A 16,976-nucleotide genomic window follows, 5' to 3' on the forward strand; every position below is an offset into this window, starting at 1 on the left:
ACTCGCGCTGTGGCACTCCGTTGCGGCAACTGGTCAGCCGCGCGGGACATCAAGTCAGACCAGGGAGGAAGCCAATGTTGAAGACGATCTCGCTTACCAGCGCCGCCGTGGCGCTTGCCCTGAGCTCCGCGCCGCTGCAGGCGAAGGAGCTCAAATCCATCGGCGTCTCGCTCGGTTCACTCGGCAACCCGTTCTTCGTCGCGCTGTCGAAGGGCGCCGAGTTCGAGGCCAAGAAAACCAATCCCAACGTGAAGGTCACGACCGTCGGCTTCGAATACGATCTCGGCAAGCAGGTGACCCAGATCGACAACTTCATCGCCGCCGGCGTCGACCTGATCCTCCTGAATCCCGGCGATCCCAAGGCTATCGGCCCTGCGATCAAGAAGGCGCAGGCCGCGGGCATCATCGTCGTCGCGGTCGACACCGCCGCCGAGGGCGCCGATGCCACGGTGACCACGAACAACGTCCAGGCCGGCGAGATCTCCTGCCAGTACATCGTCGACAAGCTCGGCGGCAAAGGCGAGGTGATCATCGAGAACGGCCCGCAGGTCTCCGCGGTGATCGATCGCGTGAACGGCTGCAAGAGCGTGTTCGGCAAGAACCCCGGTATCAAGGTCCTGTCCAGCGACCAGGACGGCAAGGGCTCGCGCGAAGGTGGCCTCACGGTGGCGCAGGGCTACCTGACCCGCTTCCCGAAGATCGATGCCATCTTCGCCATCAACGATCCGCAGGCGATCGGCACTGATCTGGCCGCGCGCCAGCAGAGCCGCTCCGGCATCGTCATCACCGCCGTCGACGGCGCCCCCGACATCGAGGCCGCGCTGAAAGACCCGCAGTCGCCGCAGATTCAGGCCTCGGCCTCGCAGGATCCGTTCTTCATGGCGCGCCGCGCCGTGCAGGTCGGCGTCGGCATCCTGGGCGGGCAGAAGCCCGCCTCGACCGTCGAGTTGCTGCCGTCGAAGCTCGTGACGCGCGACAACGTCGCCGACTACAAGGGCTGGACGTCGGATCGCACACAGTAGCGGTGGCGGCCGCCATCTGAGCATGATCCGGAAGATCATGCTCAACAACAACCAATGTCTCCAGCGCCGCCTCTTGCAGGCGGCGCTGGAACGCTGCATGACGGTCGGCGTTTGTGATCGACGGCCTTGCGCCGCTCGGTGAACTTTTCTGGATGCGCCGCCCATGACTCAAACTGAGACTCAAACTGATCGTTCGCCTCACTTCGCATCCCGCCTCGTCGGGAGATACGCGCTCGTGACCGGAGCGTCGCAAGGCATCGGGCGCGCGATCGCCGTCCGTTTCGCGCAGGAAGGGGCAACCGTCGCCATCAACTATCTGGAGCACCGTGCGGATGCGGAGAACACGCTTGCGCAGGCGCAGGCGGCCTCGCGCGAGCGCGGCCATGGCGAGCGGGATCATGTTGTCGTTCAGGCCAATGTCGCCGTCGAGGCGGACATCGCGCGGATGTTCGACACGCTGCTGTCGCGCTGGCCGCGGCTCGATTGCCTCGTCAACAATGCCGGCTTCCAGAAGCAATCGCCGAGCGAAGCACTCGATATCGAGGCCTATCGGCGCATCATCGACGTCAATCTCAACGGCGCGGTGCTCTGCGCGCAGAAGGCGCTGGCGCATTTCCTCGCGCGCGGCGGCGGTGGCACCATCGTCAATTGCTCGAGCGTACACCAGATTGTACCGAAGCCGGGCTATCTCGCTTATTCGATCAGCAAGGGCGGCATGGCGAACCTGACGCGCACGCTGGCGCTCGAATTCGCCGGCCGCGGCATTCGCGTCAACGCGGTAGGGCCGGGCGCGATCGACACGCCGATCAACGCGGCCTGGACCGGCGACGCAAAAAAGCGCGCCGCGGTAGAGGATCACATTCCGCTCGGGCGTGTCGGAACGGTCGAAGAGATCGCCGCGGTGTTCGCCTTTCTCGCCTCCGACGAGTCGAGCTATATCACCGGCCAGACCATCTACGCCTGCGGCGGCATCACGCTGTTCGGCGAATTCCGCGACAACTGGGCGAGCTAGAGCTTCCGACGTCTGCTACACTCCGCCTCAATGCGAAACGCGCGCACGCACGTGACAAGCGGCAAACGGGAGGGGGAACATGTCAGCGACCATGGGCTCCGATGAGCAAGGAAGGGGCTATTTTCCACCCTGGAAGCTGAAGACCTCGGGCGTCATCCTGCCCGAGGAGCGGCTGCCGTGGGGCCAGACCATCATTGCCAGCCTCCAGCATGGCGTCGCGATGTCGGGGGCAACCATCATCGCGCCGCTGCTGATGGGGTTCGATCCCAATCTCGCGCTGTTCTTTTCCGGCGTCGGCACGCTGATCTTCTTTACGGTCGTTGCCGGACGCGTGCCGAGCTATCTCGGCTCCAGCTTCGCCTTCATCGCCGTCGTCATTGCGGCGACCGGCTATTCCGGGCAGGGGCCGAATCCCAATATCGAGGTCGCGCTCGGCGGCATCGTCGGCGCCGGCGTGCTCTACGGCATCATCGCGCTGATCGTGATGTGGGCCGGCGTCGGCTGGGTCGAGCGGTTGATGCCGCCGGTCGTCACCGGTGCCGTCGTTGCCGCGATCGGCCTCAATCTCGCGCCGGTGGCCGTGAAGGCCGTGAGCGCGAGCGCATTCGACACCTGGGTCGGACTGTTGACCGTTCTGATCATCGGCCTGACCGCGGTGGCGGCTCCGGGATTGTGGCGCCGGCTGCCGATCATCGTCGGCGCCATCGGCGGCTATCTCCTTTATCTCCTGCTCGCCAATGGCTTCGGTCTGGGCAAGCCGATCGATTTCACCCAGCTTTCGGCCGCGCCATGGATCGGGCTGCCAAAATTCACCACGCCGACCTTCCATGGCGACGCGATCTTCCTGATCGCGCCGGTCGCGATCATTCTTGTTGCCGAGAATCTCGGCCACATCAAAGCCATCGGCGTGATGACTGGGCGAAGTCTGGACGGCTATCTCGGCCGCGCGTTCCTCGGCGACAGCCTTGCAACGATCGTCTCGGCCTGCGGCGGCGGCACCGGCGTCACCACCTATGCGGAGAACATCGGCGTCATGGCGGCGACGAAGGTCTATTCGACGCTGCTGTTCGCGGTGACATCCGTGGTGTCGATCCTGCTCGGCTTCTCGCCCAAATTCGGTGCGCTGATCCTGTCGATCCCGGGTCCCGTGATCGGCGGCCTGTCGATCGTGCTGTTCGGCCTGATCGCGGCGATGGCCGGGCGAATTTGGGTCGAGAACAAGGTCGACTTCTCCAGCCCGCGCAACCTGATCACGGTCGCGGTTGCGCTCACAGCCGGCGCCGGCGATCTCACACTGAAGTTCGGCGCTTTCACGATCGGCGGCATCGGCACCGCGACGTTCGGCGCGATCATCCTCTATCAGATTTTGGCCACGAAGGACGCGGGTAACTGATCAGCGGAAGCCGAGATGCGCCGATTCCATCAGGCCGTCGGCAGCTCGAGCGCGATCACGCCGTCGCCGCCGTCTGCGGCCCTGACGCTATCGCGCGCCACCGATTCGATGGCGGGCCACCGCTCGCGGAACAGCGCCGATGCGTCGTGGAAGTTCGGGGCGTCGACCCTGACACAGCAGGCCCGCCGTTTGCCGCCATCCGCTATCTGAAATGAGAAGGTGAAGCCGACCCGCTCCGCATCGCCGTCGATCGCCCGCAGTTTTTGCATCAGTGTCCCCTGATGTTGCATTCACCGGCGCACCTTGCGTTTTCGATTTGGAAATTCCTGCGGCGCGATTGTGGCGCCGATCAAATAGGTTTGCAGTGTTGCAAACATCTGACACTTGTCGTGAGGTGGCGCTTCCAGGCCTTGTTCCCAATGACTACGATTGAGGCAGCCGGCCGAACGCATGAGCTCGAAGACGGACATGGGAGCGAGACTCCATATCATCGCAAGCGTGACGCTTGCCGTTGCAGCCGCCTTGAGTGGGGCAGTGAATGTCGGCTCATCGGCACGCGCCCAGCCGGCGGCGCTTACCGCGAAGCAATCCACGGCGCTCGAGGCCTACAATCGGGCCTTGAGTGACTTCAAGGCGATCCTCAGCCAACGACGCCGCCAGATCGACGCGCACGAGCCGCTTCCGAACCTGCCGGGGCAAGCCCTCTACCTTGCGCGCGTCGATGTCATGAGCACCTACAAGGATCTCACGGATGCGCTTCCGTCGCGGCTCGGACGACCCAACAAGTACGAGGTTCCGCCGGCCTATTTCGACGCCGACATCGAACCGCTGATCGACGAGTACCGCGCGCTCTTCGACGTCATGGAGGCGCCGCCTCCGAACGCGCAGGCCTCAGTGACTCCGTTCAAGGACGTCGTCGATCTCGGCACCGCGATCGCACGCGCAAAGGGGTTGGATGCGAAGGGCGCGGATGCGGCTGGCCGCATCAGCCTGGGGCTGTTCTTTGCGGAAACCAACGGCAAGCAGAATGTCGGAAACGGGCGTTCCAACACCTATATCGGCAGCTTTCAGACCGGCCCGTCCGAAGACCGCAATGGCCGCAAGCGATGGCAAGCGATCAAGCCGTCCATCGCCGCCCTCGATCCGAAGCTGATCGCGCGTGACGACAGAGAGGAGGCCCGCATCGGCAGCCTCGACCATCGGCTCAACCACTGGACCGCAGTGCGTGACGGCCTCATGAACGCGCACGCCGATCTGTTCGCGCAGATCCCCGATATCGCCAGGACGCTGCCGGACCCGATCGACCAGATGAAATTCTTCGAACTGATCCAGATCATCCCGACCGCGACGCGAGCCGCGCTGAAGTCGGGTAATTTACTTCAGAGCAGGGTCTCCGACCCGACCGTGATGAAATATCTGCGCAACAACAGCATCTTTGCCTACGGACGCACCGACCGGGCAAGAACGTCGGCGAGTTTCCGCGAAATCCTCGACGCAATGTGGCTGTTCAATCAGAAATTCACGCGGGCGCAGGCTGAGTTTGAACGCGTGCGGACGCGGTGAGGGCATTCACCTCATCGCATCCGCCAGCTTGCTCCATTCGCCTGCACCGATGCGAACGATCAGCTTCGATCCGCCGGCGCCATCGGGCTTGAACACCGAAGCCTCGCCCTCGCGCACGTCGAACCAGTCCTTGCCGAAGGCGTCCATGAGGTTCGGCTTATGCGAGATGATGACGAGATTGCCGCCCGCGGGCGGCGGCGTGGCCGCGAGCTTGCGCAGCGCCTGGGCGCGGCGGTTGTTCTCATCGGGCGACACCACGAGACCGCCCTCGGTGACGTCTGCGGATGCCGTGACAGTGCCGAAGCCAAGCAGCGTGCCGGTGTCGACCGCGCGCTGGAACGTGCTGGTGATGACCGTGCTGACGGGAATGCCGAGCCTGTGCATCGCAGCTCCGACCGCCGTGGCCTGCCCACGCCCTTCCTCGGTGAGCTGCCGCTGGGCCGCGACGTTTTTCATGTTGAGCGGATCGGTGTCGGCCTGGTTCGCATAGGTCGGACCGTGGCGGAATACGATGACGTAGCCGCCCTGACGGACCCCCTCCAGCCATTCGGGCTGCGCTGCCGTCACCGGATTGGCGGCGAGACCAAGCCACAAGATGAGCCACGCAAGGGCAATACGGATGCCAAGCATGATGCCGCCTCCCATCGGCCGGTCGCACGCCTGGCGCGGCTCGGCCATGCCGCACCCGACATAGCGCAAATGCGCGACGCAGGCTTTGCCGTCTTCATGAGGTTTTCGTGACGGGCGCTTTGCGTCTCATGGAGGAGGCGCCGGGGAAGGCCGGGTTGTACCCGCTGATGCGAGCCTTAAATCAGGTCAGTTACCCTGACCATCTTTTGGCGTTGCAGTTTCAGCCATTTCTCGTCTAGAAACGCCTCACCGAGCCTCCCGGCAACGAACCGTCAACGGTTTTGGCCGAGGATTTTGTGGCTCAAAGGGTCTGGCAATGCTGATTCGCGGCCAAAACGACGGGATTTCGGGGGAGGCGGCTCTGGCCGTCTGCACCGCCGCGTCCCGGCCCGCGATCCTGCCCACCCTCCTTCTTGGCGAGCTCCTTCTTATCTGCCCCTGAGGGCCGGCTGGGCGACTGCGCCTGGGCACTCAGGGGTTGTACGAGATCACCGGACACCTCAAGCGCTCGAGCCAACCGAAGGGCGCACCAGCTTAAAGGAAATTTCAAAATGGCCCCCGTGAACAAGTCCGAGAAGGACCGCGTCATCATTTTCGACACCACCCTGCGCGACGGCGAGCAGTGCCCAGGCGCGACCATGACGTTCGAGGAGAAGCTCGAGGTTGCCGAACTGCTCGACGATATGGGCGTCGACGTGATCGAAGCCGGCTTCCCCATCACCTCCGAAGGCGACTTCCAGGCGGTCAGCGAGATCGCCCGCCGCTCCAAGAATTCGGTGATCGCCGGCCTGTCGCGCGCGCATCCGGCTGACATCGACCGTTGCGCCGAGGCGGTCAAGTTCGCCAAGCGCGGCCGCGTCCACACCGTGATCGCGACCTCGCCGCTGCACATGCGGGTGAAGTTGAACAAGACCCCGGAGCAGGTGATCGAGACCTCGGTTGCCATGGTCGCGCGTGCCCGCAATCTGATCGACGACGTCGAATGGTCGGCTGAGGACGGCACCCGCAGCGAGATGGACTTTCTCTGCCGCATCGTCGAGGCCGTCATCAAGGCTGGCGCAACCACGGTGAACATCCCCGACACCGTCGGCTACACTACGCCCGACGAGTACACTCACTTCATGAAGACGCTCATCGAGCGCGTGCCGAACTCGGACAAGGCGGTGTTCTCTGTGCATTGCCATAACGACCTCGGCATGGCCGTTGCGAATTCGCTGGCCGGCATCGTCGGCGGCGCGCGCCAGGTCGAGTGCACGATCAATGGCATCGGAGAGCGGGCGGGCAATGCCGCGCTCGAAGAGATCGTGATGGCGATCAACGTGCGCAACGACAAATTCCCGTACTGGAACAAGATCGACACCACGCAGCTCACCCGCGCTTCAAAGGTGGTGTCTGCGGCGACCTCGTTCCCGGTGCAGTACAACAAGGCGATCGTCGGCCGGAACGCCTTCGCGCATGAGAGCGGCATCCACCAGGACGGCGTGCTGAAGGACGCCTCGACCTACGAGATCATGCGGCCGGAGATGGTCGGCCTGAAGCAGTCCTCGCTGGTGCTGGGCAAGCATTCCGGCCGCCACGCCTTCGTGCACAAGCTGGAGGAGATGGGCTACAAGCTCGGCCCGAACCAGCTGGAGGATGCATTCGCGCGGATGAAGGCGCTGGCCGACCGCAAGAAGGACATCTACGACGAGGACATCGAGGCGCTGGTCGACGAGGAAATGGCGGCCTCGCACGACCGCATCAAGCTGACCTCGTTGACCGTGATCGCCGGCACGCATGGTCCGCAGCGTGCGACCATGAAGCTCGATGTCGACGGCCAGACCAGGATTGAGGAAGCCGAGGGCAACGGTCCGGTCGATGCCGTCTTCAACTGCATCAAGGCGCTGGTGCCGCACGAGGCCAAGCTCGAGCTGTACCAGGTCCACGCGGTCACCGAAGGCACCGACGCGCAGGCCGAGGTGTCGGTCCGTCTGTCCCATGACGGCCGTTCGATGACGGCGCGCGCGGCTGATCCGGACACGCTGGTTGCCTCGGCCAAGGCCTATCTCGGCGCGCTCAACAAGATCGTCATGAAGCGCCAGCGCGATACGGTGACGACGGCGGCGGCGAGCTGACAAGCGAAGCTTGTTATTCCGGGTTCGATGCTCCGGGCCGCGCTCGCGCGGTCCCGTCGCATCGCCCCGGAATGGCCGTGATAAGAGATAGCAGCCCTGCTAACGACCAATAGCAGCGCGGCGCGCCGGCCTGTATTGATGCAGCCGGCTCGAGGAAGGCCGCCCGCGCGCCGGGCGGCCCAAACAATAACAAGGGAGAGATCATGCGCACCTTCGCGATCGCGGCATCCGTCGCGGCTTTGGTTCTGGGGCTTGCCGGTCCGGCAGCAGCCGACCCAATTGTCATCAAGTTCAGCCACGTGGTTGCGACCGATACGCCGAAGGGCAAGGCGGCCGAGAAGTTCAAGGAGCTTGCCGAGAAGTACAGCGGCGGCAAAGTCAAGGTCGAGGTCTATCCGAACTCGACGCTCTACAAGGACAAGGAAGAGCTCGAGGCGCTCCAGCTCGGCAGCGTGCAGATGCTGGCGCCGTCGAACTCCAAGTTCGGTCCGCTCGGCATCCGCGAGTTCGAGGTGTTCGATCTGCCTTACATCCTTCCCGACCTGAAGACGCTGCGGAAGGTGACGGAGGGACCGCTAGGGGCAAAGCTGCTCAAGCTGCTGGACTCCAAGGGCATCACCGGCCTTGCCTATTGGGACAATGGCTTCAAGCAGATGAGCGCCAACAAGAAGCTCATCACGCCGGCCGACTATCAGGGCGTGAAATTCCGTATCCAGTCCTCGCGCGTGCTCCAGGCGCAGTTCAAGGCGCTGGGGTCGCTGCCGCAGGTGATGGCGTTCTCCGAGGTCTATCAGGCGCTCCAGACCGGCGTCGTCGACGGGCAGGAGAACACCTGGTCCAACATCTACACCCAGAAAATGCACGAGGTGCAGAAGTACATCACCCAGACCAATCACGGCTACATCGGCTACGTCGTGATCGTGAACAAGAAGTTCTGGGACGATCTGCCGGCCGACATCCGAGACCAGCTTGCGAAGGCCATGAAGGAAGCGACCGACTTCAACAACGCGCAGTCGCAGAAGGAGAACGACGACGCGCTCGCCGAGATCAAGAAGAGTGGCAAGAGCGAGATCATCTCGCTGACGTCCGAGCAGGACGAGGCAATGCGCAAGGCGATGGAGCCGGTCTACAAGGATGCCGCGAGCCGCGTCGGCCAGCCGTTGATCGACGAATTCCAGAAGGAAGCGAAGAGCGCGACGAACTGAGATTGCTGGCGATCGCAGAAGGGCTTCCGTGTGGACTGCGGAAGCCCTTCATTCGTTTTAGCGGTCATTGTTGCGAATGATTTCAAACTGCGACAACGGAGACGACGGAAGAGGTGTTTGGATGTGTCTCCGGATTACATCTTGGTAAGACTGGCGTCTCTATCGAAGTTGTAAGTTGAACACGGTGCAAATGGCGCCCATCTTCGGGGAACCTTGGAAGAGGAGGTTCGTATGAGAAAGTTCGCCATCGCCGCTATCGCCGCGCTCAGCATAGCCGGCTCCGGCGCCGTCTACGCGCAATATCACCGCTTCTCCGATCACATGCGCCACATGCGCATGAATCCGGAAGACCGCGCCGCCTTGGTCGACGCGCGGATCGCGGCCGTGCATGCCGGGTTGAAGCTGAATGCCGACCAGGAGAAGCTGTGGCCGCCGGTCGAGGCCGCTGTGCGCGATTTTGCCAAGCTGCGGATCGATCGCGCCAATGCGCGGATGAATGCTGGCCCCGGCGATGCCGACAAGCCGGATGATCCGGTCGCCCGCCTGCGCCAGCGCGCTGACGACATGGGCGCCACGTCCGCGGCGCTGAAGAAGATCGCCGATGCCGCCGATCCCCTCTACAAGACCCTGGATGAGGGCCAGAAGCGGCGCCTGGCCGTCCTGACCCGTCACCAGGGCCCGTTCGGCGGTGAGGAGGGCTGGCGCCACCGCTTCATGGAGCACCGCATGGACCGCATGATGGACCGCGGCATGGACCACTTCCATGGCGGCGACCGGGATGGCGGGCCGGACCGGGACGGCGGGCGCCTGTAAGGCCCGCAATTCTCCGGGCATAGCGAGCGAAGCCGCTGGAATCCGGCGGCTTTTCTCTTTTTGGGACCCGGCCATGAAGACTTGGAAAACCTCGTCCACATCGCTTGCCTTCCCCGGATCGCTTTGCTAAACGACCGGCCTCGCAAGGCGTTAGCCGCCTTTCGGGCGCATAGCTCAGTTGGTAGAGCAGCTGACTCTTAATCAGCGGGTCCCAGGTTCGAGCCCTGGTGCGCCCACCAAGCTTTTCAATAGCTTAGGGGTTTCTCGCGGTCGTCATTCCGACAGACGGCCGACTGCTATTCCGACAAACCGGCTGCTTTTGTTCTTTCCTCTCGCCGCTTCTTCGTGCCCGAAATTAGCTGTTTCCTTGTGCGTTTCGCATAGGTCGGCAGCTGCCGGGATGACCGGTGGCGGCCTGCGGCTCTGAGCTCAGCGTCCGTTAGATCGCTGTCGGCGCCCTCGGTGAAGCCGCCGTGGCGGAACGAGGTGAATGACAGTTCTTCCCGCAGGCCGGCTGCGCGAACGATCTTTTTCACGACCTCCCGGAGGTAGCGAAGATCCTGCCTGGCTGTGATCCATGGCAGCGGGGTAGGCGACCTCCGGGTGCTTATGGTCACGCCGAAAGACGAGCCCGGTGACGATGGTCTGCCTGATGTCGTCGAGTTCTGCCATCAGCTCGGGAAACAAGGTCTCGCCAGTCTCGTCGAAAAGCGGCCACCAGGCTTCCTCGCCATTCTTGGGATGGACGATGCGCACACTGTTCGGGCGTTCTTTCGGTCGATAGTGGCTGATCTCGAAAGCTCCGAACACGTGTTCTTCTCGCTGGAGCCATTCCCATGCGACAAGTGCCGCTGTCGCGATTGATCGATAGCCAAGTTCGTTCGCCTTGGCGCGAAATGCCACCAGCTCGTCCCAGGTCGCAGTCGGCGTCTCGCGCACCGGCTGTCCCGGTGCGCGCGCTTTCAGACCCATTTTTGAGAATGGATTGACGGTGGGCACTCTCTTTTCTTCTGCACGTTGACCGACGAACCAGGCACGGCGGCACGCCGTCATCGCGGCATTGGCAAAGCGGCGCCGTTCGCGTCGTACCACGTTTCCGTCGGCGTCCTTCTCTTCAACAATCAGCAGCTTGGCATAAACGGCGTCGACGAAGCCTTACGTAAAGTCGACGATCTGCTTCGACCCAGCGCGCGTGCCGTCCTTTAACAAGTGACCGGCGAATAGTGCCAAGCCCTGCTCATAGAGACGCTGCATCTTGTGGTCGATTTCCTTCCACTTCTGATGGGCCTTGAACACGTTGACAAGCCAATCAAAGAACCCTGGAATGATTCCAATCGGAACCATGTCGGTCATTCCGCGAGAGCGCCAACTGTCGAAGGCCGGCAGCAGAACGTACTCGGCGCGCTCAACCGCAGTGCTGTAATCTTCGCCAAGGGCCTCCGCCTTGACGTGACACCCTTGCGCACGCGCCCACGTCGGAGGCTCGAAGAAGTAGGCCCAACGGCCACTCTTCAACGGCTTTCGCCTGCAATACCGGGGCAATCTTAGAGCGGTCTTGGGAGGCTTCATACCAGCGCTGCCAGATCGGTTAACGGCCGATTCTGCCGGATAGCGAAGGCTCGCGCAACATACTCGTCTACGACCACCTTAGACCAAATTGGCTCTCGCGACCGGCCTCGGACTCGACAGTTCGTCGGCGATGGTGCACGCCCTTTGGAAATGGCGAGTATGAGTTCGTGCACGCTCCGGAAATCGAGATAGGCAGCGAGGGAAGACCTCGGACGACATCGCCCTGATCCTCGGCTTGTCCTGCGAGACGGTACGTTCGCACATGAAGCGTGCGATCCTGCACCTCAACGCATCGAACAGGCCGCACGCGATAGCGAAGGCGATCCAGCTTCGGCTCATCGACATGCCGTTCGCCTAGAACGACTTGTTCAACCTACGGCGCACTCCACGCGCAAGAGTGCAGTCGCCGCTCGCGCGCGCTGCTGGCAATGTCTTGCCATGGAGCAAGGCGAAGGCTGGACGCGAACCCGGCCGGTGACGCTGCTCGGCACAATGAGGCGGGACGCTTCTGGTGCGATGGCCAACTGCCTGTGAAATGAAAATCCGCTAAGTGCTTGATTTGCTGGTGGGCCCGGCAGGACTCGAACCTGCAACCAGACCGTTATGAGCGGTGGGAAAAGGGATGCGCCCGTTGATCCTTCTGCATTTTTTGTGATGTTTGGCGACGTTCGTCGCTCCTTGCGAGGTCGTTTCTGGTGCGAAACTGGTGGGTTAGCCAGCCTTCAATCCATCGCCTCAATGGCCTGGCTCGTGTCTTATTCGAGTTCTAGCACCGCACACCTCTACTGAAGGTTGGTTGGACTTCCACTCGTTCCGCCATATGCAGCTGAAATAATTGATATATTTTCGAAATTGCGAACATGACCCCCGGCATGACCCCCGTTCCGGCGCGCGTTTGAGCTGCCGTTAAGGGAATAGCCAACTGAAAACTCGCCTTAGGCGCCGCCCGACGGCCACCAAGCATGCAGGTGCAGCCCGGCTGACAGATAACTGGGCCTAGCGCCCAAAACCCTCTGCTTAGCCCCCTGCATTGCCTCGCTCCGGCACATCGCATGAACCAATAAATGAAATTCGGGCTGAGGAAATACGAGATGACTCACCCGCGCGATAGAATCGGCAGACATGAACCAACGGAGCTTCATCGCGCATTGCGGTATCGCCGCGCGCGACATGTTGATGTCCTACTTCGAGGTCCTCATCGTGCTGTCCACCGTGCTTCGCATCGAGCGCACGCGGCGGAGCGAAAATAATATGCTCGACCTGAGTCTTACCGGCTTTGACCTGACCGGACATGCGACACTGTCCTTTGGGCGCTACAATAAGTCGGCGTGCGTGGTAGACTTTCTGTCCTGTTGGTGAGGACGGACAGCGTTAAGTCCGAAGGGGGCCGCGATGCAGCAAATTGCTGACTGGCTCGAAAGGCTCGGCATGGCCAAGTACGCGGAGAGGTTTGCCGAGAACGACATTGATATGGCCGTTCTCCCCGACTTGACCGATCAACATCTCAAAGACCTTGGCGTTTCGCTCGGCCACCGGTTGAAAATGCGGCGTGCGATCCGCGATCTCAGGAACGTCTCGGCTGCTGTAACGGCACGTTCTGCACTCGTGGATATCGAGCCTACTCGGCGAGAGGACGCCGAGCGTCGCCAACTGACGGTGATGTTCACCGACCTCGTTGGCTCGACCGCGCTCTCGACCACGCTCGACCCAGAGGATCTGCGTTCGGTAATCGGCGCCTATCATAAGTGCGTCGCGGAGACGGTCGCCCGGTTCGACGGCTTCGTGGCCAGGTACATGGGCGATGGGGTGCTCATCTATTTCGGCTATCCCCACGCCCACGAGGATGATGCCGAGCGTGCCGTCCGGGCGGGACTGGCGATCATCGAGGCGATCGGCAAGCTGGGTATCCAGGAGCCGCTCCGGGTGCGTATCGGGGTCGCGACTGGCTTGGTCGTGGTCGGCGATCTCGTTGGTGTCGGCGAGGCCCAGGAACGCGGGGTGGTGGGCGAGACGCCGAACCTGGCGGCTCGTCTGCAGGGGATCGCCGAGCCGAACTCGGTTGTCATCGCCGAAGGCACTCGAAGGCTCCTCGGCAACCTCTTCGAGCTGCGGGACCTGGGGCCAGGGGAGCTCAAGGGGTTCGCCGGGCCAGTGAAAGCTTTCGGCGTGCTGCAGGCAAGTTCTATCGAGAGCCGCTTTGAGGCGATGCACCCCGGCGGGCTGACTGCACTGGTGGGACGAGAAGAAGAACTTGGACTGCTGTTGAGGTGCTGGTCGCAAGCAAAAAGGGGCAAAGGTCAGGTGGTGCTGCTATCCGGCGAGGCCGGGATAGGCAAATCCAGGCTCTCAACCGCGCTAATGGAGGGGATCGCAGCCGAACCTCACACGCGGTTACGTTACTTCTGCTCGCCGCAACACACCGACAGCGCATTTTATCCAATCATTGGGCAGTTGGAACTTGCCGCCGGATTTGCAGTCGGGGACACACCGCAAACAAAGCTCGAAAAGCTCGGTGCCCTGCTGGCACGGACAAGGACGTCCCCGCAAGACGCGGCGCTTTTGGCTGAGATGCTGTCGCTTCCCAACGACGGACGCTACCCCGCTCTGGAGCTTGCTCCCGGACAGCGGCGTCAGAAAATGCTGGAAGCACTCGGCATTCAATTGGAAACCCTGGCGCGCTCCGGCCCCGTGCTGATGATCGTCGAGGATGCGCACTGGGGCGATCCTACGAGCCTGGAAGGCTTCGGTCGCACGCTAGACCTGATCGCAACGGTTCCCGTTCTCATGGTTGTGACATTCCGCCCGGAATTCGATCCGCCCTGGATCGGGCGGCCGCACGTGACCGCCATGACGATCAATCGGCTGACGAAACGCCAGGTCGGCGCCATGATCGACGGCGTAGTCGGCAACAAGCTGCTGCCGGCGGGCATCAGGCAGGACATCATCGAACGTACCGATGGCATCCCCCTGTTCGTGGAGGAGATGACGAAGGCAGTGCTGGAGGCGGAGGGCCAGAGCGCGGTCGAACGCACGATTGCCGTCGTTCCGTCCCCGGCCTTGGCGGTCCCCGCAAGTTTGCACGCCTCGTTGATGGCGCGGCTCGACCGGCTCGGCCCTGCCAAGGAAGTGGCACAGATTGGCGCGGCGATCGGCCGGGAGTTTTCGCATGCTCTCCTGGCGGCGGTGGTGCGCATGCCAGAGGCGGAACTGGGATCAGCGCTAGACCGTCTCATACAGACTGGTTTGCTTTTCAGGTTGGGCTTGCCGCCGAATGCGACTTACCTATTCAAGCATGCCTTGGTGCGGGACGCGTCCTATGGCACGTTGCTGCGCGAACCCCGCCGCGCGCTTCATGCACGCATTGCCGAAGCAGTTGAAAGCCAATTCGCCGAGACAGCCGAGAGCCAGCCGGAGTTGCTGGCACATCACTGCACTGAGGCCGGGCTAATCGAGAAGGCAGCGGCCTTGTGGGGCAAGGCGGGACAGCGGTCGCTAGCGCGTTCAGCGTTAGTAGAGGCGACGGTTCAGCTAATCCGCGCTCTTTCACAGATTGCGACGCTGCCGGGCACACCAGCGCTGCGTGGCGACCAGATCAAACTGCAGGTCGCGCTTGTGAATGCTTTGATGCACACCAAGGGCCACGCAGCCCCTGAGACTATCGCATCTCTCGATCGAGCCCGCGCCTTCATCGAGCAAGCGGAGTCACTCGGAGAGTCCCCTGAAGACCCGTTGCTCCTGTTTTCGGTCCTCTATGGGTTCTGGGTCGCGAACTATATCGGGTTCAACAGCGACGCTCTCCTCGACTTTGCGACAGAGTGTTTGGCGCTTGCCGAGAAGCGGGGAACAATGGTTCCACTCATGCTTGGGCATCGTCTAATGGGTACGTCTTTGATGTGTACGGGGGCCCTTGCGGAAAGTCGAGCACATTACGATCAGGCGATCGCGATCTACGAACCCGCTGAGCATCGTGCGCTGGCGACTCGATTTGGCCAGGACATGAGGGTCGCAGCCCTATCCTATCGCTCCTGGGCTCTGTGGCTTCTTGGCTTCCCCGAGGCTGCACGCAGAGACGCTGAACAGGCGCTCAAGGAAGCGCGCGAGATCGGTCAAGCGGCCACGTTGATGTATGCCCTGTTCCATACATCCTTTACCCATATCTGCTGCGGAAACTATGCGGCAGCAAGCGCCGAAGCTAATGAACTTGTCCCCCTGGCAGACGAAAGAGGTTCCTTGTTTTGGGGGGCACTCGGAATGCTGGCCCAAGGTTGCGTCTTGGCCCTCACTGGGAAGGTCTCAGACGCCGTCCATGTGATCACCTCGGGTATCATCGCACGTCGCTCAACGGCGGCAACAGCGCTAGAGCCATTCTGCTTATCGTACCTGGCAGGCGCTCATGCTGAACTCGACAACTTCGATGATGCATTGCACTGCATTCGCGAAGCGATGACCAAGGCAGAAACAACCAAGGAAAGTTGGTTTGAGGCCGAAATCAAGCGCATGGCAGGCGAAATCGCGCTATTGTTGCCCGACCCAGACGCAACGAAAGCGGAAGAATATTTCGAACATGCGCTGGCGGTCGCTCGTCAGCAGCAGGCAAAGTCCTGGGAACTGCGTGCGGCTGTGAGCATGGCGCGGTTGTGGTACGATCAGGGCAAACGACAGCAGGCCCACGATCTTCTCGCCCCGGTCTATGGTTGGTTCACCGAGGGTTTCGACACCCGCGACCTGAAGGAGGCGAAGGCCCTGCTGGAGGAGCTCGGGCAGCGAGAGCGCTTGTAGCGGCAAAGGAGCAAGTAGAGGTCGGCTCTTGGCCCTCGCGTCTTTCGGGTGCGCGCAACAATTAGGTCGCTTTCGGGGAAAAGCAGACATCGAGCGGCAGGCGCGCTGCTGCTGGGGCATGACCAATTCTCCAAAGAGACTGCGCAAGCCCGGCTGTACGATTTCGTCCATGGGCCACGAGGAATTCGCTTCGGCCCATTTCGACTAAGCTTGAAGCAAGGCCCCCACGCGGACTGTGTGCCCGAAAAGAACTGAAACTCGCTCTCTCGTCGTCGCTGCAGTCGGAACAGGCGCAGCCTTCGGCGGATTCCCCTTGAAGACGAAGCGGCGCCGGGCTTCGTGATATGAGGGATTGGCTCCGAAGAAATTGACCTTCATGCGCTCCAACTCTTCTGCACGATAGTTCGCCAGCGGCTTGATGCTTTCGTCTTCCATACGCCCCTCATGCTTTTTTCGGAGGAGAGCGCGAAATTCCGGGTTTGCGGCGAGGAGCCTGGCGCGGTCTCTTATCTCGGCTTCAAAGCTTCGCGCGTCTTCGCCGAATACCTCGTCGAGGAAACCGATATCGCGCGCTGCCCGCGCTCCGATTGGTTGACAAGCTTGTGTCAGCTTCAGAGCCCGCGCTTGCCCCACTCTCTTTGGCAGCAAGTATGTCCAATATTCCGATCCATAAAGCTCGCCCATACCTCTGTAATGCGGGTTGAGGACGACTCCGAAGGCCGAATAGATGCGATCCGCCGCTAGCGCCAGCATAGCGCCACCAGCACCAGCATTGCCGCGCAATCCGGCGATGACGAGATGGGACATGGTATTGAGAATCTCGAGGACCAGATCGTCGATCGCGTTTATGTTGCGCCAGGATTCCTTGGCCGGGTC

The 16,976-nt window shown here is 62.1% G+C and carries 15 protein-coding genes, 1 tRNA gene and 1 pseudogene; 11 read left to right on the forward strand and 6 right to left on the reverse strand.

Going from position 1 to position 16,976, the window contains the following annotated elements; translation table 11 throughout:
- Positions 1-74: 74 nt before the first annotated feature.
- The 3 genes from YUU_RS0123010 (at position 75) to YUU_RS0123020 (ending at position 3,427) form a co-directional block, all read left to right on the forward strand.
- Positions 75-1,022 carry an ABC transporter substrate-binding protein gene (locus tag YUU_RS0123010; RefSeq protein WP_027524528.1) on the forward strand — a complete coding sequence of 316 codons (948 nt, stop codon included), beginning with the start codon at positions 75-77 and terminating at the stop codon, positions 1,020-1,022.
- Between the two features lie 163 nt (positions 1,023-1,185).
- On the forward strand, positions 1,186-2,034 hold the full coding sequence (locus tag YUU_RS0123015; protein ID WP_027524529.1) for an SDR family oxidoreductase: 849 nt from the start codon (positions 1,186-1,188) through the stop codon (positions 2,032-2,034).
- A 79-nt stretch (positions 2,035-2,113) separates the two neighbouring features.
- The gene (locus YUU_RS0123020) at positions 2,114-3,427 is read left to right on the forward strand and encodes a solute carrier family 23 protein (RefSeq protein ID WP_051389845.1); all 1,314 of its coding nucleotides are present in this window, start codon (positions 2,114-2,116) and stop codon (positions 3,425-3,427) included.
- Between the two features lie 29 nt (positions 3,428-3,456).
- Here the strand turns inward: YUU_RS0123020 and YUU_RS51435 are convergent, their stop codons facing one another.
- Positions 3,457-3,696 carry a hypothetical protein gene (locus tag YUU_RS51435; protein ID WP_156944454.1) on the reverse strand — a complete coding sequence of 80 codons (240 nt, stop codon included), beginning with the start codon at positions 3,694-3,696 and terminating at the stop codon, positions 3,457-3,459.
- Between the two features lie 21 nt (positions 3,697-3,717).
- On the reverse strand, positions 3,718-3,897 hold the full coding sequence (locus YUU_RS0123030) for a hypothetical protein (protein WP_027524531.1): 180 nt from the start codon (positions 3,895-3,897) through the stop codon (positions 3,718-3,720).
- Here YUU_RS0123030 and YUU_RS0123035 point away from each other — a divergent pair.
- Positions 3,896-4,990, forward strand: a complete 1,095-nt coding sequence (locus YUU_RS0123035) for a hypothetical protein (RefSeq protein ID WP_027524532.1) — start codon at positions 3,896-3,898, stop codon at positions 4,988-4,990. The two genes, YUU_RS0123030 and YUU_RS0123035, sit on opposite strands and share 2 nt — an antisense overlap.
- Before the next feature lie 6 nt (positions 4,991-4,996).
- On the opposite strand, the gene YUU_RS0123040 is transcribed toward YUU_RS0123035, so the two are convergent.
- Complete coding sequence (locus tag YUU_RS0123040; RefSeq protein WP_027524533.1) at positions 4,997-5,620, reverse strand: histidine phosphatase family protein; 624 nt, start codon at positions 5,618-5,620, stop codon at positions 4,997-4,999.
- 551 nt (positions 5,621-6,171) lie between these two features.
- Between YUU_RS0123040 and YUU_RS0123055 the strand changes: the two genes are divergently transcribed.
- From YUU_RS0123055 to YUU_RS0123070, 4 genes are all read left to right on the forward strand, one after another.
- Positions 6,172-7,734 carry a 2-isopropylmalate synthase gene (locus YUU_RS0123055; RefSeq protein WP_027524534.1) on the forward strand — a complete coding sequence of 521 codons (1,563 nt, stop codon included), beginning with the start codon at positions 6,172-6,174 and terminating at the stop codon, positions 7,732-7,734.
- 203 nt (positions 7,735-7,937) lie between these two features.
- Positions 7,938-8,939, forward strand: a complete 1,002-nt coding sequence (locus YUU_RS0123060; protein ID WP_027524535.1) for a TRAP transporter substrate-binding protein — start codon at positions 7,938-7,940, stop codon at positions 8,937-8,939.
- Positions 8,940-9,170: 231 nt separating this feature from the next.
- Entirely contained in the window at positions 9,171-9,752 is a 582-nt protein-coding gene (locus YUU_RS0123065; protein WP_027524536.1) for a Spy/CpxP family protein refolding chaperone, read from the forward strand.
- Between the two features lie 163 nt (positions 9,753-9,915).
- Positions 9,916-9,991 (forward strand) — tRNA-Lys (locus YUU_RS0123070).
- Between the two features lie 190 nt (positions 9,992-10,181).
- On the opposite strand, the gene YUU_RS55190 is transcribed toward YUU_RS0123070, so the two are convergent.
- Together YUU_RS55190 and YUU_RS55195 are read right to left on the reverse strand one after the other, a co-directional pair.
- Positions 10,182-10,844, reverse strand: a complete 663-nt coding sequence (locus YUU_RS55190; protein ID WP_051389846.1) for a hypothetical protein — start codon at positions 10,842-10,844, stop codon at positions 10,182-10,184.
- A 63-nt stretch (positions 10,845-10,907) separates the two neighbouring features.
- The gene (locus YUU_RS55195; protein ID WP_051389847.1) at positions 10,908-11,267 is read right to left on the reverse strand and encodes a hypothetical protein; all 360 of its coding nucleotides are present in this window, start codon (positions 11,265-11,267) and stop codon (positions 10,908-10,910) included.
- Between the two features lie 262 nt (positions 11,268-11,529).
- On the opposite strand from YUU_RS55195, the pseudogene YUU_RS62740 reads away from it, so the two are divergent.
- From YUU_RS62740 to YUU_RS0123090, 3 genes and pseudogenes are all read left to right on the forward strand, one after another.
- A pseudogene (locus YUU_RS62740) lies at positions 11,530-11,679 on the forward strand (LuxR C-terminal-related transcriptional regulator); the annotation flags it as partial.
- A gap of 764 nt (positions 11,680-12,443) precedes the next feature.
- A complete protein-coding gene (locus tag YUU_RS0123085) occupies positions 12,444-12,680 on the forward strand; it encodes a hypothetical protein (RefSeq protein ID WP_027524537.1) in 237 nt (78 codons plus the stop codon).
- A 33-nt stretch (positions 12,681-12,713) separates the two neighbouring features.
- Positions 12,714-16,100 (forward strand): adenylate/guanylate cyclase domain-containing protein, encoded by a 3,387-nt coding sequence (locus YUU_RS0123090; protein WP_027524538.1) that lies wholly within the window; start codon positions 12,714-12,716, stop codon positions 16,098-16,100.
- Between the two features lie 204 nt (positions 16,101-16,304).
- Here the strand turns inward: YUU_RS0123090 and YUU_RS0123095 are convergent.
- A partial coding sequence (locus YUU_RS0123095) for an enoyl-CoA hydratase-related protein (RefSeq protein WP_027524539.1) occupies positions 16,305-16,976 on the reverse strand: 672 nt, incomplete at its 5' end.

Origin of the sequence: Bradyrhizobium sp. Ec3.3 (assembly GCF_000472925.1) — a bacterium.
GTDB lineage: Bacteria > Pseudomonadota > Alphaproteobacteria > Rhizobiales > Xanthobacteraceae > Bradyrhizobium.

Bases quoted from the DNA above. Each gene is read 5' to 3' on its own strand.
- YUU_RS0123010 (WP_027524528.1), top strand. From the start codon at position 75: ATGTTGAAGACGATCTCGCTTACCAGCGCCGCCGTGGCGCTTGCCCTG.
- YUU_RS0123015 (WP_027524529.1), top strand. From the start codon at position 1,186: ATGACTCAAACTGAGACTCAAACTGATCGTTCGCCTCACTTCGCATCC.
- YUU_RS0123020 (WP_051389845.1), top strand. From the start codon at position 2,114: ATGTCAGCGACCATGGGCTCCGATGAGCAAGGAAGGGGCTATTTTCCA.
- YUU_RS51435 (WP_156944454.1), bottom strand. From the start codon at position 3,696: ATGCAAAAACTGCGGGCGATCGACGGCGATGCGGAGCGGGTCGGCTTC.
- YUU_RS0123035 (WP_027524532.1), top strand. From the start codon at position 3,896: ATGGGAGCGAGACTCCATATCATCGCAAGCGTGACGCTTGCCGTTGCA.
- YUU_RS0123030 (WP_027524531.1), bottom strand. From the start codon at position 3,897: ATGTCCGTCTTCGAGCTCATGCGTTCGGCCGGCTGCCTCAATCGTAGT.
- YUU_RS0123040 (WP_027524533.1), bottom strand. From the start codon at position 5,620: ATGCTTGGCATCCGTATTGCCCTTGCGTGGCTCATCTTGTGGCTTGGT.
- YUU_RS0123055 (WP_027524534.1), top strand. From the start codon at position 6,172: ATGGCCCCCGTGAACAAGTCCGAGAAGGACCGCGTCATCATTTTCGAC.
- YUU_RS0123060 (WP_027524535.1), top strand. From the start codon at position 7,938: ATGCGCACCTTCGCGATCGCGGCATCCGTCGCGGCTTTGGTTCTGGGG.
- YUU_RS0123065 (WP_027524536.1), top strand. From the start codon at position 9,171: ATGAGAAAGTTCGCCATCGCCGCTATCGCCGCGCTCAGCATAGCCGGC.
- YUU_RS0123085 (WP_027524537.1), top strand. From the start codon at position 12,444: ATGAACCAACGGAGCTTCATCGCGCATTGCGGTATCGCCGCGCGCGAC.
- YUU_RS0123090 (WP_027524538.1), top strand. From the start codon at position 12,714: ATGCAGCAAATTGCTGACTGGCTCGAAAGGCTCGGCATGGCCAAGTAC.